The sequence below is a fragment of the Rhizobium sp. Root491 genome, from assembly GCF_001427205.1.
Taxonomy (GTDB): Bacteria; Pseudomonadota; Alphaproteobacteria; order Rhizobiales; family Rhizobiaceae; genus Agrobacterium; species Agrobacterium tumefaciens.
The window spans coordinates 172,074-189,323 of the sequence record NZ_LMFF01000012.1; the positions used below are offsets into that span (position 1 = coordinate 172,074).

At 56.9% G+C, this 17,250-nt stretch carries 12 protein-coding genes; 7 read left to right on the plus strand and 5 right to left on the minus strand.

Going from position 1 to position 17,250, the window contains the following annotated elements; all coding sequences use genetic code 11:
• Window positions 1–6 precede the first annotated feature (6 nt).
• Window positions 7–777, minus strand: coding sequence for a helix-turn-helix domain-containing protein (locus ASD46_RS11735; protein ID WP_060642288.1), 771 nt, complete (start codon window positions 775–777; stop codon window positions 7–9).
• 908 nt (window positions 778–1,685) lie between these two features.
• On the opposite strand from ASD46_RS11735, the gene ASD46_RS11740 reads away from it, so the two are divergent.
• The 5 genes from ASD46_RS11740 to ASD46_RS11760 all read left to right on the plus strand — a co-directional run bounded on the left by ASD46_RS11740 (window position 1,686) and on the right by ASD46_RS11760 (window position 9,125).
• Window positions 1,686–2,648, plus strand: a complete 963-nt coding sequence (locus ASD46_RS11740) for a hypothetical protein (RefSeq protein WP_035199459.1) — start codon at window positions 1,686–1,688, stop codon at window positions 2,646–2,648.
• Window positions 2,649–2,799: 151 nt separating this feature from the next.
• Window positions 2,800–4,821: a hypothetical protein gene (locus ASD46_RS11745; RefSeq protein ID WP_060642289.1), complete on the plus strand. Its 2,022-nt coding sequence runs from the start codon at window positions 2,800–2,802 to the stop codon at window positions 4,819–4,821.
• A 76-nt stretch (window positions 4,822–4,897) separates the two neighbouring features.
• The gene (locus ASD46_RS11750) at window positions 4,898–7,120 is read left to right on the plus strand and encodes a type I secretion system permease/ATPase (RefSeq protein ID WP_013761577.1); all 2,223 of its coding nucleotides are present in this window, start codon (window positions 4,898–4,900) and stop codon (window positions 7,118–7,120) included.
• An 8-nt stretch (window positions 7,121–7,128) separates the two neighbouring features.
• Window positions 7,129–8,493: an HlyD family type I secretion periplasmic adaptor subunit gene (locus ASD46_RS11755; protein ID WP_003510897.1), complete on the plus strand. Its 1,365-nt coding sequence runs from the start codon at window positions 7,129–7,131 to the stop codon at window positions 8,491–8,493.
• 137 nt (window positions 8,494–8,630) lie between these two features.
• The gene (locus ASD46_RS11760) at window positions 8,631–9,125 is read left to right on the plus strand and encodes a hypothetical protein (RefSeq protein WP_003510901.1); all 495 of its coding nucleotides are present in this window, start codon (window positions 8,631–8,633) and stop codon (window positions 9,123–9,125) included.
• A 19-nt stretch (window positions 9,126–9,144) separates the two neighbouring features.
• Here the strand turns inward: ASD46_RS11760 and ASD46_RS11765 are convergent, their stop codons facing one another.
• From ASD46_RS11765 to ASD46_RS11785, 4 genes are all read right to left on the minus strand, one after another.
• On the minus strand, window positions 9,145–10,413 hold the full coding sequence (locus tag ASD46_RS11765; RefSeq protein WP_003510903.1) for an O-antigen ligase family protein: 1,269 nt from the start codon (window positions 10,411–10,413) through the stop codon (window positions 9,145–9,147).
• Between the two features lie 7 nt (window positions 10,414–10,420).
• Entirely contained in the window at window positions 10,421–11,707 is a 1,287-nt protein-coding gene (locus tag ASD46_RS11770) for a polysaccharide biosynthesis/export family protein (RefSeq protein ID WP_013761580.1), read from the minus strand.
• 195 nt (window positions 11,708–11,902) lie between these two features.
• Window positions 11,903–12,583, minus strand: a complete 681-nt coding sequence (locus tag ASD46_RS11775) for a sugar transferase (RefSeq protein WP_003510909.1) — start codon at window positions 12,581–12,583, stop codon at window positions 11,903–11,905.
• Between the two features lie 616 nt (window positions 12,584–13,199).
• Window positions 13,200–13,748: a cupin domain-containing protein gene (locus ASD46_RS11785; protein WP_003510910.1), complete on the minus strand. Its 549-nt coding sequence runs from the start codon at window positions 13,746–13,748 to the stop codon at window positions 13,200–13,202.
• A 146-nt stretch (window positions 13,749–13,894) separates the two neighbouring features.
• Here ASD46_RS11785 and ASD46_RS11790 point away from each other — a divergent pair, with 146 nt between their 5' ends.
• Window positions 13,895–15,229: an aspartate aminotransferase family protein gene (locus ASD46_RS11790; protein ID WP_003510911.1), complete on the plus strand. Its 1,335-nt coding sequence runs from the start codon at window positions 13,895–13,897 to the stop codon at window positions 15,227–15,229.
• Between the two features lie 145 nt (window positions 15,230–15,374).
• Entirely contained in the window at window positions 15,375–17,195 is a 1,821-nt protein-coding gene (locus ASD46_RS11795; RefSeq protein ID WP_003510912.1) for a methyl-accepting chemotaxis protein, read from the plus strand.
• Window positions 17,196–17,250 lie beyond the last annotated feature (55 nt).

A 17,250-nucleotide genomic window follows, 5' to 3' on the forward strand; every position in this document is an offset into this window, starting at 1 on the left:
AGATGTTCAGTTTCTCCAGCCGGAGATAGCCGCGTCGTCGTCCTTGTGAAAGAAGCGCGACGCTGCCTCCGTTCGGTTGCGCACATTCATCTTCTTGTAGATGTTGCGAACGTGCACCTTCACGGTATTCTCGGACAGGTGAAGCCGGTCGGCGATGATCTTGTTTTGCGTTCCCTTGCAAAGCAGGTCGAGGATCTGCACCTCGCGCGTCGTCAGCGCCGCCATTTCACTCTTGCTGACGGCAAGAGCGTCGGCGCGGTTGGCGATCACGGCGTTGCTTTGAACGCTTTTGCCGTTCACGGCCTGGGAATAGGGGGTGAGCTTGCCGAGAAGGGCAGCGGGAAAATGCTCCCCGCCCTTCATGAGGAGATCAACCGCCGCCATGAAAACGTCGAGCCGCAGATTAAGCGGCAGCACGCCATCGATGATACGCATCCCCACCAGTTGCTTCAGCGGCTCCTCAAACTTGTCGATGGTTTCGACGACAAGTGCAATTGGGGCATCCGGATGCTTTTCGCGGACTGCCGAAAGAACGCTATGAAGCCGCTCGCCCGACATGCGGTACGGCAGGACCAGCCGGACATCGGCGCCATAGTCATCGTCGATCGTTGCCGACGACATAACGCTCATCACAGCGAATGTAGGGAACTTTTTGCCCAGCGCCTCCACGAGGCACTCGGAAAACAGGTCCGGATCCGCGATGATCAATAAAGTCCCATTTATAGGCGCAACGGCTCCACTTTGTTTTGCCGCATAATCTGAAGTTCCCATGAACATCGACGTCTCCCCTAAAGCGCTACGCATTACGTTCTTTTTGGTTGTGTGCTCTGTCATTCGCCGGGATACCCCTAGAAACAAATGGGGCAACTCCCGCTTCACGCCATGTCAACTATCATTAATTACCCGTTAATTAAGGAGGCTAATACGAAAAGCTGTGCAAAGAAATGGCCCAAATGGGTTATTTCTTGCAATTGACGTACAAAATTGGTTACGCCCGTAATGAATCGTTGAGCCCGGAACCAGTGTAAAAACAAACACATCGGAAAAGCTTTCGCTCCGGTTTTGCAATCCGGGAAAATATAACTTTTGGTTGATATCCCTTTACATACCTGCCCGGCAAAGGAGCTTCCGGAATGTGCCATTTCGGGATAGGGACCCTTCTCACCGCCATTGACTACATTTTTAGAAAAAGCAGCTTTTCCCGGCCTGAGCGCGATTATTTGCGTCTGAACCGGCGGCAAATCTCCATGCGACCGCCTTCCGACATATATATTGGTGGTAAGGGTGCCGATATGTTTAGCCCGAATTGATAGCTAGGAAGCGCGATTTTTCTGCTGCACAGTCTGACCGTCGCTGCAAACAGTGACCGATGGAAAGACAACCCTGGCCTTTGACGTGTGTTTGCAAACGCCGGTTCCTTTTCAAGACATAACGAAAGCAAAAAGACGAAGCCACCGCGCTCCCAACGGAGCGAGGAACGGATTTGTGCGCCTTAATACCGAGTAGCGCACAAGGGCTGAACGAGAAGAGCCCGGTTACGGGCCGATGCCAAGCCGCAGATGAGACGTACCGAGTGCATCTGCAGAACATCAATCTTTGTGCAACGCGGAGCAAGCGCGAAAAAATCCCGTTTTAGATGAGAGGGATTTCGAAAGCTGCTCCGAGCTTTTTCGGAGGAAATCGACATGGGTTACAATCCACAGCCTGCGGGCGACGACATCACCAAGATTGGCGCGCTTTCGGAGGGTTTCGCCAACACCTCGACCAATGACGCAAAGGTGGACGACAGCAACGTCGGCACCGCAAACGGTGAAAACCGCAACAACGACAACAGCGACAACAGCACCAATGTGGATGTTGACGCCAAAATCGACGTTGCAGTGGGCAACGGCGACAATCGCGACAACGACTATGACTGGAGCTATGACAGCAAGTCTTACAGCGACAACGATACGACCGTAAAGACGAGCACCGAAACCAGCACCGAAATCAAGACCGATTACGACTGGAGCTATGAAAGCAAGTCGTACAGCGACAACGACACCAACGTGAAGACGGTCACGGATACGGACACCAAGACCTTCTCCTATTCCGACGACGACACGACAACAACAACAACGACGACTTCCGACAGCTTCAACTCCGCTGACAGTTTCTACAAGTCGGATGACGACTTCGGCAACATCGCCGGCGTCAAGGATGTCGGCAATCTCGGCATCGCTGGCGGAGACCTCACCTTTAACCTCGGTGACGACTTCTCCTTCACACTTGATGTCGACAATATCCTCAACAGCTCGCTCAACGGCGAAGGCAACGACACGGGCTTCAGCCTTGTGCAGGCCAACCACCTGGCGGATCAGGATCAGGCCTGGGATGTCAGGATGGACAATGGTGGTGCCCAGAACCACCTGAGCGCGAATGCCGGCGACGCCTTTGGCGCAGAAGGCATGGACGGCAAGGGATGGGACCTCAAGGCTGGCGACGACGCTGCGGGTACCAGCACTGCAGATGCATCGGCTATCCTTGCAAACTCCGGCTTCCATCTGGAACTGGTGCAGGGCGCCAACATGCTCTCCAACGCCGTTGATGTCTCGGTCACAGGCGGTAACTCGCATGTTTCTGATACCGGCGAGGACAGCGGCTCCTGACGAGTACCTCTCTATGAAAAAAGCTGCACCGGCATTCGCCGGTGCAGTTTGCGGTTGAAGGACCGGGTTTGCGCGAAGACGAAGCACCGCCTCTTGGACGTGTGCCGCCCGCCGCCCAGGCTCTGCCGCGATGATCAGGGAGGGACCTGCAATGCAAATCGACAGAATTTCAGACATGATTGCGCATTTCATCGGCCTGTTCGACACGGTGATCGAGGAAGCGCGTCTAAGAAGCAACTATGCCGAAGGCACGGCACACGCGAACAAAGACCGGTTGTCGGATGATGACGCGGCAAGACTGCTAGACAAGACCTACGACTTGCAGCTTCAGGATTACGATCCCGGCGTTAAATATCGCGCCGGCTATTACGACTTCGACTATCTGCAACCGCATTTCGCTCGCATGGTCGAACACGACATGCAGCAGCTTGCAAATGCGATACCGGTCGATATGTCAGCCGCGCATTTCCGTTTTCCGGGCAGTGTCTCCTTTGAGCAAGAACGCGAACTGGTGGTGCACACCGGCCCTGGCTCGGTTATCGCGCATGTCACGCAGGTCAACATTCTTCAGGACGACGACTATCTGAACATGACGGACGGCCCAAATGTGGCGCGCGACACCAGTTTCGTGACCCAGCGCACCGTCGAGTTCCATAACGAAGCAGCCGTCTTCACGCCCTTTTCCGTTTTCCAGCGCACCGACAGCTACGACGCGTTGCAGGCGCTCGCCAAATCAGCACATGATTATATCGACCATGCGCGCGAAAATGACGTGACGTCCCTTGGAACCGGCGCGGAACAGGATTTCGTTCTCGCCGGCAATGACATCAACGGCCTCTACATCAATGGCTCCATGGCAAGCGAAAAGCCAATGCTCGACGACTTCATGCCGGATCGTGGCATTGCCAAGCCCGCTGAAGAGCCTGAAAAGAGCGATGTTTCGCTGCATGAGGATAGCCCCGCCGGAAACAGCCTCGATGTGGCTGCCGGCGCAAATGTCGTCGCCAACATAGCAACGCTGGTCAATACTGCCGTCATGGCCTCAGTCACCACCGTCATGGGCGATTATCACCAGATCGATGCAATCACCCAGGCCTATGTCTATAGCGACCGCGATGAGGTCGATTCCGTTTTCACGCAGTCCGAAGACCATGACGCAACCGCCGCCTACAATATTGCGACCTTCTCACGCAGTGTCTATCCGGGTGCAGAAAGCGCCGATAGCAGCCACGATAGTGGTGAACCGCCAATATTTCCCACTGCCTGGCGTGTCAGCGTCCTCGAGGGAGACGTGTCTTTCGTCCACTGGATCGAGCAGTACCAGTTCATCAGCGACAACGACACACTGACGGTTACCTCTTCGGGTGCCAGCGTCAGCTTGCTGAGCGGTGGCAACGCTGCCCTCAACATCGCCAATTTCCTCGGCATCGGCATGCAGTACGATCTGGTCATCGTCGGCGGCAATGTGCTGGACATGAACCTCATCAGCCAGATCGCCGTGCTTTACGACAATGACTGGATCCGCGCCAACCCCGACGCGCCTGAGGGCGCCACCGTTCAGTCCGGCAACAACCTGTTGTGGAACGACGCCAGCATCCACAATGTCGGTGGCAACGACCGTTTCGAAACCATGCCGGACTATATGGCGCAGACGGTGAAAGCGATTAACGAGCGTGATCCGAACATGCCGGACGCGCTTGCCCACGATGCCAATTTTGCGGGCTATCAGGGGATCAACGTCCTTTACATCACTGGCAATCTTTATGACGTCAGCATCATCAAACAGGTGAGCGTGCTGGGCGATTCCGACTATGTGACGCAGGCAGCCGCAAAGATTCTGGAAAACAACGAGAACGTCACGATCCATATCGATACCGGCAGCAACGCCGTCATCAATCTCGCGCAGATTATCGATTACGACAGCTTCGGTTCCACCACCTACGTCGCAGGCGGGCTTTATTCGGATGCTATCCTTATACAGGGCGGCATCATCGAAAATGATGCGTCGCAACCGGGTCACCAAAGCCAGCAGCTGGCAAACGAAGTGATCGCGTTTCTGCACGACGATCCCGCCACCATTCAGAATGAATCCGATGGCGTCATCAACGCCGGTCACGACATGTCGTGGTCGAGCGCGCATTCATCCGACGTCATGCAGGCGGTCACTGCATAGGTTTTGACAGGCGGGGAGAAACACCCGCCGCCAAAGCCGCAGAAACCGCGAGATCACCGAGGGGATTAATAAAAAAATGGATCATATTTCAAGAAAAACCATTACCGCCGGGCACTCGCTGGACTTGCCGCTGGATCAGGATGCGGAAGACAGCAAGCTGACTGATGCCTGCATTTCGGCCATAAACGAGGCCGTCGAAAACCTGCGTCACCTGTCCGGCGCGGAACCGACCGTGAAAGCAGCCTCGCCCTCCCCTGAGATCACACCGCCCCGGCCCCTTCCACAACATTCCCCATACGCCGAACAACCGCAAATGCGTGACGTTCCGCAGGAAAGGCCAGTGCCGCCGCAGCAAGACCGGCGCCCCGCCTCACCGCCGGAGCCGGAAGCAAAGGTGGACAATACCGAGCTGAAAAGCGCACCCGACCTGCCCTTCGTCAAGACCATCGACAATAATGACGGGCCTATCCGTGAAAACGAGCGCCGTCCGGTGACGGGCGGCGGCGGCAACGGCAAGGAGCCGACGGAGAATGGCGGCGGTGGCGGAGGCGGCGGCGGAAGCCAGAGCGGCTTCCACAAGCGCAGTGAACCCGTCAATTTCGCCGCCAGCCTCGCCAAGGGCATCGCCGCGATACGGCGCAACATGGCGATCGTGATGCTGTTCACCATCGCCATCAACGTTCTGCTGCTTGCCATCCCGCTCTATCTGTTTCAAATCTCGGACCGGGTCCTGACAAGCCGCTCCATGGATACACTCGTCATGCTGACGGTCGCCGTTCTCGGCGCGGTTCTGTTGCAAGCCTTCATGGACGCCATCCGGCGCTTCATCCTGATGCGCACCGCTGTCGAGCTTGAAGTGCAGCTTGGAGCGCCGATCCTGTCGGCAGCGGCCCGTGCCTCCCTGCATGGCAGCGGCAAGGACTACCAGATTCTGCAGGACCTGCAGCAGCTGCGTTCCTTCATTACCTCCGGCACCCTGATCGCCTTTCTCGATGCGCCGTTGATGCCCCTCTTCATCGTGGTGGTTTATCTTGTACATCCGCATCTCGGCATCATCATCATGGTCTGCTGCGCGGTGCTGTTCATCATAGCCTGGCTGAACCAGCGCTTCACCGCCAGACAGTTCGCGGAAGCCTCCGGTTATCTGAGCCGCGCCAATTTCCATCTCGATTCCATGTCGCGCAACTCGCAGATCATCAATGCCATGGCGATGATCCCAGAGGCCGTGAAGATGTGGGGTCGTGAAACAGCCGGATCACTGAAGTCGCATGTGGCGGCGCAGGATCGCAACATCATGTTCTCAGGTGTTTCCAAAGCAGCCCGCATGATCACGCAGGTCGCACTGCTGGGTTGGGGCGCGCATCTGTCTCTCGCAGGCGAACTGACCGGCGGCATGGTGATCGCAGCATCCATCATTTCCGGCCGCGCGCTGGCGCCCATCGAAGGGGCGATCGAGGGTTGGCATCAGTTCAACAAATCTGCAGCCTCCTATAGCCGTATCAAGCAGCTTCTCATCACCTCACCGCTCAATTTCCCGCGTCTGCGCCTGCCCAATCCGGAAGGGCGTCTGGATGTGGAACGTATCCTTTTCGTGCCACCGCCGCAGAAGAAGGTGATCTTGAACGGCATTTCCTTTTCGCTGAAGAAAGGTGAATCCCTCGCCATCATCGGCAATTCCGGTTCCGGCAAGACGACGCTTGGCAAGATGCTGGTCGGCTCCATCCTTCCCACTTCCGGCAATGTCCGCCTTGACCTCATGGACCTGCGCAACTGGGACCAGCGGCAATTCGGTGAAAGCATCGGTTATCTGCCCCAGGACGTGCAGCTGTTTCCCGGCACCATCAAGGCCAATATCTGTCGCATGCGTGACGATGTTGAAGACCGGCAGATCTACGAGGCGGCTGTGCTCGCTGACGTACACGAGCTGATCGCCGGTTTCCCGCAGGGTTACGAAACCGTGGTTGCCGCCGATGGCGCACCGCTTTCGGGCGGCCAGAAGCAGCGCATCGCGCTTGCCCGCGCCTTCTTCGGTGATCCCAAATTCGTGGTTCTGGACGAACCAAACTCCAACCTTGATACGCAGGGCGAACAGGCGTTGGCAAAAGCCATTCTGCACGCCAAGAAACAGGGCATCACCACCGTCACCATCACCCAGCGACCCGCACTTCTTCAGTGCGTCGACAAGATAATGGTGCTGAAGGACGGATCGGTCGCCATGTTCGGCGAACGGATGGACGTACTGAAGGCTATTTCCGGCAATGGCCGGCAAAGTAGCCAGTCTCCGCAGATCGAGGGTTGAGGATCGTCATGTTCAAGAAAAAAACCGCCGTCGCCGTCGCAGAGGTAAAACCCCAGGGCCAGCTTGAGTGGTACAGCGAAGTGCCACGTTCCATTCGCCTCCACAGTTCAATCGGTCTTGCCGTGCTGCTCGCCTCCTTCGGCGGCTTCGGGTACTGGGCCGGCACCGCACCGCTCTCCGCCGCCATCATTGCCCAGGGCAGCTTTGTCGCCACAGGCAACAACAAGGTCGTGCAGCATCTGGAGGGCGGCATCATCAAGGAAATGATGGTCAGCGAAGGCGACACCGTCAAGGAAGGCGACGTGCTTCTGACGCTCGACAAGACGACGGCGCTCGCCAACGAGCGCATGTTCCAGCTGAGACGCCTTCGCCTCGAAACCATCGTCACGCGCCTGCGCGCCGAGGCGCAGGGCCAAAAAAGCTTCAAGGTGCCTGACATCGTCATGAAGGAAGCCAGCGATCCTGATATCAAATCCATCATCCAGAGCCAGAACATCGTGTTCCACAGCAAGATCGTGAAGCTCGACGAGCAACTGAATCTCATCGAAAAGAACATCAAGTCGCTGGAGTTTCGTTATGCAGGCTATGAGGGGCAGAAGCAGTCCTTCGACCGTCAACTGGCACTTCTGACCCAGGAGCGTGATTCCAAGGAAAGGCTTGCCAAGGACGGTGTCATCCGCAAGACCGACATGCTGGCGCTGGAGCGCGCCATTGCCGATGCCATGGGCGATATCGCCCGACTGACCGGCGAGATGAACCAGAGCGAGGCTGAAATCGCCAAGTTCAAGCAGGAAGCGGTCATTGCCATCAACGCCAACAAGCAGGCTGCTCTCGACGCGCTCGAAACCGCAGAAGCCGATCTGGACAGCGTGCGCGAGCAAGTGCGCGGTGCCGCCGAAGTGCTGGAACGCACCGTCATCCGCTCCCCCGTCAACGGTACCGTGGTGCGCGCCTATTACCACACGGCAGGCGGCGTCATCACCACCGGCAAGCCAATCATGGAAATCCTGCCCGCCCACGTTCCCCTGATCCTTGAGGCGCAGGTTCTGAGAACCTCCATCGACCAGTTGCATGAAGGCCAGACGGCAGCGATCCGCCTTTCGGCACTGAACCGCCGCACCACGCCTGTTCTGAACGGTAAGGTCTTTTACGTCTCCGCCGATAGCATCGAGGAAAATGCAGGCCTGCAGGTTAAGGACGTCTATATCGTGCGCGTGCAGGTTTCAGACGAGGAGATCGCGAAGGTCCATAATTTCCATCCCGTTCCCGGCATGCCGGCGGATGTCCTGATCCAGACTTCGGAGCGAACCTTCTTCGAATATCTGACCAAGCCTATCTCCGAGAGCATGTCCCGAGCATTCAAGGAAAGATGAAGAAATACCGCTTTTCCAGGAAGGTTGGACGGCGGTTTTGCGTCTGGAAAATGCGGAACGCAGAAGGACCTACACTGTCAATCCCGTCCAGATCGGCATAGAATGCCAGTATATGTCTGGTGGGGCGGGAGAACAGCATGGCGGCAATGTCGGATATATTGCTGATGGTCGGCAGGCTGAATTACGTGTGGACCAACACCGAAAGCCTGATGATCTATCTGATCGTCCATCTCCTGAAAGTGGAGAAGGAAGCGGCCATCGTCGTGTTTCTGACGCTCAACACCACGCGCGCGCGCATGGATCTCATCGAGCGTCTGGCAAAACTTCCCTCAACGCCAGCGCCGGATCGCAAGACCATTCTCTCCATCATGGCGCGGCTCAAGAAAGAATCGAAAACGCGCAACAAATACAATCATTGCATCTACTCCTTCGACGAAAAGGGCGAAATTGCCACCACTCAGCTCATGCGACTGGTGGAGGACGAAACCCAGGTCCGTTACGGCAAGGTAGAACGCATGGACGAGAAAGAAATCGAACACCTCGAAAAATCCATCGCCGACATCGTCTCTGTCAGCAAGGACATGTGGAGTTTCATCCACGCCAGCCCGCACGTCTCATCGGATTACCTCTAGGATCGGGCAGAGCGAATGCTCAGGCTCGCGTCTGTAACCGCACGCCAATCGCGGGATGAGTTTCGCTGTTCTGCGTGGCTTTCGCCGGAAGGCACAGTTTTCCGGCGGCGAAATACAGCAGGAACGAACCGATCTGGAATGGGAAGATGATATCGATCTCCACGAAGGAGCGGACGACGAACAGCGCGCAGATGGCAAAGAGAATGACGCCCTGCGGATCGCGCTGGCGCATCAGGACCGAGCGCAGATGGCCGAGCAGCGTTCCGTAAAGCACCATGCCGAGCAGAACCATGCCGACGATGCCATTCTCCACCACCGTCTCGATATAGGTGTTGTGAAAATGGAAGCCGCTGCGTCCGGTAATGAAGAAGTCGTTCCACAGGCGCTCGGCATCGGCAAAACCCACCACCCAGAACCCCTGGTAACCAACGCCGAGGATCGGTGTCTGCTTTGCCGCTTCGATGCCCTGCTGCCAGAGATAGGTGCGTCCTGTCAGTGTCGAATCCTTGCCGAAAAGGCCGAGAATGGCATCAAGCAAGCCGAACTGCAGGGACGCGACCACCAGCAATATGCCAATACCGCCGAGTGCGAAAAAGGTCATCTTGCGGTTGGCGGGTGAAAGCATGCCAATCGGGATGAAACCGATGATGAGGGCGACCACCGCCGCCGTGGTAATGGTGGATGTGGCCGATTGCGAAGCAATTAGGCTATAGGCCGATAGGAGCCCGGTGATGCCCGCGATCGGCAGCCAGATACCCCTTTGCTTGAGGATCAGCACGGATGAGACAGCGAAAATGACGCCGAGCGAGGCGTAAAAGCCAAGCTGGTTCTTCGATGAGAAAGCCCCGACAAAACTGTAGGTTCCATCAAGCGCATCGAAAAGGTGGACACCGAACAGCAGCGAATAGAGCAGAATGACGGTGATGCCGATCAACGCCCCACGCGTCAGCGTGCGGATGGACACCACCCGCATGGCGATAAGTGCACAGACGATATGCGTCATATACTGGATGGAAGCGCGCATTGTGACCGATGCTGCCTCCGACCAGAAGCTCGACAGCACGGTCAGGATGCCGAAGGCGAATATCCACAGATAGCGCGGATAGTTACCCAGCACGCGCCGGTAATTGACCACTACAAGGGGCAGCCACATGCCATAATAGGCCAGAATCGAGATTTGCCCGAAACGCGACGAATAGGCGAAAACGAAGAATGACAGCGCAATCGCCGCCATTCCGTAGACCTCATTGCGTTCGGGATCGATCAGTGCCGATTTGGCGATCCGCATGAAAACCTCACTGCATCAGGATTTCGGACGAGACCTTGATGACGTCGCCTGGCTGAAGCATGGCGTTTTCATCCACCTTCACTTCCTTCGGCTTGCCGTTTTCCTCACGCACCACGACGTAGCTGATTGTCGCGGATTTTCCCGACGGATCGAAACGGATCGCCTCAGCCGATTGTGCGAGCGCCTCCGACATCAATTCCCGGCTTGTACCCAGTTGCAGATTGAGCTTGTCGAGTTCCGCTTCCGTGTCCTGCAATTCCTTGGAGCGCTGTGCCACCCAGTCATTGCGCAGGTTGATTTCATCCTGGGTCGCCTTGTTGATATCCTGCTTGGCACGCAATGACTGCGTGTCGATATCAAGCAGTGCGGCTTCCACCTCCGCTGCACGTTCTTCCGCGGAAATACGCCGTTGCGATAGTGCAAGGCCCTGCTCGTTCAGCCGGTTGACGCGGTCTCGGTCCTCATTGGCAAGCTCGAGCTGACGGTTTTGCGTTTCCGATTTCTTTTTCAGCGATTCGACTTCGCTTTCCAGAAGCGCATGCAGATCCGTCAGTGCCTTGAGCTGCAAAGTGTAACGCTCGGTGCGCGATTTCATCAGCGCACTTTCGCTGGCGAGAAGCGCGTCGATCTCGGCAATCTTTTCCATCTCCGGCGTCTTGGCGATGACCGTGTCACCCTTGACCTCGGCGATCAACCGCGCCTGACGGGCAAGCAGCCTTGCGCGCTGGTTGTCGTAAACGGCTGCGTCGCCGCGGGCATTTATGAAGTCGCGGGCAAAACGCTGCCCGGCATCGGAGCGCCGCAACCCGCCGGCAAGGCTTACGGCCTTCAACACCGTGAGATTGGCAGCATAGGGATATTCGCCTGGCGTCTGTACATCTCCGCTGAGGAAGATCGGCCGGAACTGGGCAATTTCGACAGAAGCCGACGGCAGGTTGCGAAGGGCGAACTTGCTCTGAAGCTGGGCTCCAATCGCCTCACCGACCTCTGCGGACGTCTTCCCCGCCACATCCAGCTGGCCGATGAAGGGCAGCGACAGCGCGCCGGATGGGCCGACGGAATAATCGCCGTTGATGACATCCCAGTTGCGGATGCTGCCATCGGCCGGCTGCCATTCGGCAACGCGGATGCGCAGCTTGTCGGCGGTGCCAAGCTTGTATTGAGCGCCTTCCGCAGCCATTGCGGAAAGCGGCGCTCCAAATGCGACGGATGCGACAAGCAGAAGGGCGGAGAAAGTGCGTCCGGCGGTTCTTTTTGCAAGCGGACGGCTAGCGACGGCAATAGGACCGTTCATCGGGAAACTCCCTGTTTGCGGATCGCCGCGCGGGCGATCAGGCGATAGAGCAGCCGGACGGTGCCGGCTGCACAGCGCCGCAAAAAAGCGGCCATTATGATTTGCACCAATGACGCACCCAAAGACCGGACTTGGGATCCCGGTCAGGGTGCGTGGCAAAACAAAGATCGATAAAGCCAAACTCAATATCGGTTTTCAGTAGCTTCCGCGTGAAAGGCACACGGCGGGAATGGTCTTGACGATGATGAAGACGTCCTGTCGCATCGACCAGTTCTGCACATATTGCGTGTCGAAAGCCACGCGGGTCTTGTAGCTTACGTCATTGCGGCCGCTGATCTGCCAAAGGCCGGTCAGGCCCGGACGGGTGCTGAGGTAATAGGCGGCATCGCTTTCGTAGTAGCTCAGCTCCTCGTCGACGACGGGGCGCGGGCCAACGACGCTCATTTCGCCGCGGATGATGTTGAGAAGCTGCGGCAGCTCATCAAGGCTGAGCTTTCGCAGCACGGCACCAACTGCGGTTACGCGCGGATCATTCTTGAGTTTGCGGGTCGCACGCCATTCCTCGGCAGCCTCCGGATTGGCGGCAAGATATTGCCGCAACATTTCATCACCGTTCATCGCCATCGTCCTGAATTTCAGGCAATGGAAATAGCGGCCATTATGTCCCACACGCCGGTGCCCATAAAAGATCGGGCCGGGATCGGACAATTTCACCAGTGCGGCGATCAACAGAAAAATCGGGCTGAAGATGAGCAGCGCAAGCAGGGCCGATGTCATATCGAAGCTGCGTTTTGCGATGCCCCCGATAGGGAAACTGACATCGAAGTCTTCGGAACTGCTGAGTGTCTGTTCAGCCGATTGGGTCGCGGACTTCATAGAGAGAACTCCATTTATGTTTTGCGATTGGTCGGTGCCCGGAGGCGTGTCTTTCCGTCTAAAAGAGATAACAAGTCTGTGTTCTGAATTTGATGCTAATGGATTTTTTGTAAGGCACATTGCCCCTGACCGTCTATGCGATTTCTTGCGAGAGCGGCCGATCAACGTCAGGGCAATATTAACGGTTGCATAAAAAAGCAACAAATGTGCCGGCGGCCATGTGTTGAGAGCATGGGTGCCGCTCCCGCATGTATTGCGTTTTCGACAACAGATAGTCTTTTCTTATATGTTTCTTGTGACTTAATCAGGTGAGACAGGAACGCCAAGAACAGCCATGCGTCAGGAAGAATATTAAATTTTTTTGCAGCGCAGCAAGATTGTGGCAATGCATATAAAATTTGACATATTAACCGGGATTTTTTTGCCGGCACGCCAACTTCGCCAAGAAAAAGCGATGGAAAAATTGCAAAAGCGGCGCAAAAGCGGCAAAATAATGGCAGGAACCCGTATCAAAGTTCGGTCGGCTCGTAGAAAATCTCTCCGGCTGGACCATATTATCTCCGGCTGCAACGGTCCGACCACCATTCCGGCGTGACTTTACGCGAAAGCCATAGAATCAGAAGGTGGGTGGTGTGCAGGCGCTGATGACCTCGCACGGCACTGGACCAACGCAACGGAAGCGGTGCGGCCTGCGGCTTTCGAAATAATAGGCATCCCCCGGACCGAGAACCCGCCGCTCCTCGTCGACCGTCACCTCCAGACGCCCGGAGAGGATGATACCACCCTCTTCTCCATCGTGGACCAGTGGCACCTTGCCGGTATCGGCACCCGGCTGGTAACATTCCTTCAAGATTTGCAGGCTGCGGCCGAAAACATTTTCGCCCACCTGCCGGAAGGATATCGGTCCTTTGCCGATTTCGACAAGTTCATCCGCGCGGTAAAATGCCTTGCGGCTGGTCTCCGGCTCGTAGGCGAAAAATTCGGCAAGGCCGATCGGTATACCGTCGAGAATGCGCTTCAGCGCGCCGACGGACGGGTTGGAGGTGTTGGATTCGATCAAGGAAATCGTCGAATTGGTAACGCCAGCACGTCTTGCCAGTTCACGCTGGGAAATATTGTGACGCAGCCGCAAATGGCGCAAACGCCCGCCTATATCCACCGACATGCGTGATCCCCCGTTGCCGTTGTTCGAAATATCGAAAACTACCTTTCCCGCCTATAACATTTTCAATGGCTTGGCCACAGCGAGAAAAGGGCTTGTTCAGCCCGGAAAATAGCTTTCAATCACCGGCACCGAACAGGAGAACCGTTATGGACAACCCCAACCGATCCAACTCCACCTCACTCGACAGCTACTGGATGCCATTTACCGCCAACCGGCAGTTCAAGGCCAATCCCCGCCTGCTGACGAGCGCGGAGGGCATGTATTACACCAGCAATGACGGTCGTCAGGTTCTCGACGGTACAGCTGGCCTGTGGTGCGTCAATGTCGGCCATGGCCGCCACCAGATTGCATCCGCCGTCAAACACCAGCTTTCGACCATGGATTATGCGCCCTCGTTTCAGATGGGCCATCCCGTCGCCTTCGAATTCGCCGAGCGGCTGGCGGAAATCGCGCCTGGCCCGGAAGGCGCGAAGCTCGACCGCGTGTTCTACACCGGCTCGGGTTCTGAATCAGTCGATACGGCGCTGAAGATTGCGATCGCCTATCAGCGCGCCATCGGTCAGGGCACCCGCAGCCGTCTGATCGGCCGTGAGCGCGGTTATCACGGCGTCGGTTTCGGCGGCATCTCCGTTGGCGGCCTTGTCAACAACCGCCGTGTTTTTCCGCAAATCCCGGCCGACCACCTGCGTCATACCCACGATTTGGCGAAAAACAGCTTCGTAAAGGGCCAGCCCGAGCATGGTGCCGAACTGGCAGACGATCTGGAACGGCTGGTTGCTCTGCATGGGGCCGAAACAATCGCGGCCTGTATCGTTGAACCGGTTGCCGGCTCCACCGGCGTGCTGGTGCCGCCGAAGGGTTATCTGGAGCGCCTGCGGGCCATCTGCGACAAGCACGGCATTCTGTTGATCTTCGATGAGGTTATCACCGGTTTCGGCCGTATGGGCTCGTCCTTTGCCAGCAACTACTTCGGCGTGACGCCTGACATCGTTACCACCGCCAAGGGGCTGACCAACGGCGCAATCCCGATGGGTGCGGTTTTTACCAGCCGCAAGGTGCACGATGCGTTGATGCATGGGCCTGACAACCAGATAGAGCTGTTCCACGGCTATACCTATTCCGGACATCCGGTTGCCTGCGCCGCCGGCATCGCCACGCTCAACATCTACCGCGACGAAGGGCTCTTTACCCGCGCGGCAGAAATGCAGGATGTCTGGCACGACGCCATCCATTCGCTGAAGGGCCTGCCCAATGTCATCGACATCCGCACCATCGGCTTCATCGCCGGCATCGAGCTGCAATCGCGTGATGGAGCTATCGGCGCACGCGCCTATGACGTTTTCGTGGATTGCTTCGAGCGCGGTCTGCTCATTCGCGTCACGGGCGATATCATTGCCCTTTCGCCGCCGCTTATCGCCGAAAAATCCCATTTCGACGATATCGTCTCGATCTTGGGCGACGCGCTGAAAAGAGCGGATTAAAAGTATAAATCTCTAATAAATAAAAGGCTGCAATTTCTATTGCAGCCTTTTTTTGCATTTATCAAGACCGCAACAAAAATAGATCATTTCTTAAGCATATTCTATTAATTTCCCGTAGTATAACCAACCGAGCGGGAATGGCCTCATGGCGTCGATTCAGAAAAAAATTATATTTGCAAGCATTGCAATCTTTTCCATCACCGGAAGCGCGGCGGGGGTCGGTATCTGGGCGACGAATACGCTCAATCGCAATAGTACGGATGTATCGCGGTCCGCCGAGATACTTCACAATCATATGCGTGCCGACATGATGCACGATGCGCTGCGCTCAGACGTGCTGGCAGCCATTCTTTCCACGAATGATACGATGGGCCTGTCGTTCGACGCGGTAAAGGCCGACCTTGCCGAACATGAAGCCACTTTCCTTGAAGCATTGAAGCTAAACAAGGCGCTTACCGAAGGTACGAACGCCAAAGCCGTTATTGAGAGCGTTGAAAAACCGCTTCAGTCCTATCTTGAAAGCGCCAAAACGGTGGTTGGCCTCGTCAACGCCGATCCGGGCGCGGCGACAAAAATGATTCCGGACTTCATGCGCCAGTTCACCACTCTCGAAACCGCGATGGAAACGGCGAGCGAACAGATCGACGCGCTTTCCGAAGCAACTGTCGCGGAAAGCCAGGAGACGAAGGCGGTAATCGAGCTCGTATTAGAAGGGCTGCTGGTTCTGGCGACACTCTTCTGCGTAGGCCTCTTTATCCTCACCCGCAAAACGGTAACGGGTCCAATCCTGCGCCTGTCGAAGACGATGGAAATCCTTGCCAGCGGCGACACGTCACAACCTCCTTCCGGCATGGACCGGAAGGATGAGATCGGCTCCATGTCCGGCGCGGTCGAAATATTCCGGCAGGCGGCGATTGCCAATCGGGCGCTCGAAGAACAGGCCGCAGCAGCCAGACTGCAGGCAGAAGCCGATCAGGCGGCGGCGCGACAGCAAGCGGAGGACGATGCGTCAGAGCGGCTGCGCATCGCCACTTCCGGTCTTGCGACAGGACTGAAGCGGCTGGCATCGGGCGATCTGGCCTTTCAGCTCGATCAGGCCTTTGCCCCTCAATTCGAGGCCTTGCGTCACGATTTCAACAGCTCAGTGCGTCAACTCGGCGAAACGCTGTTCGCCATTTCCGATGGCATCAGCACCATTGACGGCAGCAGCCGGGAAATCGCCGCAGGTGCCGGCGATCTTTCCCGCCGCACGGAAAATCAGGCAGCGTCTCTGGAACAGACAGCAGCAGCTCTCGATGAAATCACGGTCAATGTTTCAAACGCCAACAAGCGTGCCGCCGAAGCGCGGCTCGCCGCCACCGATGCCAACCACAGCGCACTGAAATCTGTGGAGGTTGTCAGCCATGCCGAAGAGGCGATGCGCCGCATCGAAACCTCGTCCCGGCAGATCACCGGCATCGTCGGCGCCATAGACGAGATCGCCTTCCAGACAAATCTTCTGGCGTTGAATGCAGGCGTGGAAGCCGCGCGTGCCGGTGAAGCCGGCAAGGGATTTGCGGTAGTGGCGCAGGAAGTTCGCGATCTCGCCCAGCGCGCAGCAAAGGCCGCAAGCGAAATCCGCGATCATATCCGGCAATCCTCGACGGAAGTGGAAAGCGGCGTGAAACTGGTTCTCGACACCGGCACGGCGCTGAAGGAGATCGGCGAGCGTATCGCCGGCATCGATCGCCATATGAACGCCATCGCCACATCGGCGACCGAACAATCGACCGGTCTTGCCGAAATCAACGCGGCGGTAAACTCCATGGATCACGCCACCCAGCAAAATGCTGCCATGGTGGAACAATCCACCGCGGCTTCTGCAATGCTCGCCGCCGAAACGGCAAAGCTGCGCTCGCTTGTATCGCGGTTCCGTCTGGAAATGGAAAGTGCCGGTAGCCGCGACGTTACCCGTCGCGTGGCCTGAGGTCGCTGCCGCAGATCGCGCCGGCAGCAGCATTATCGAAGCGCTGTAATTGCGC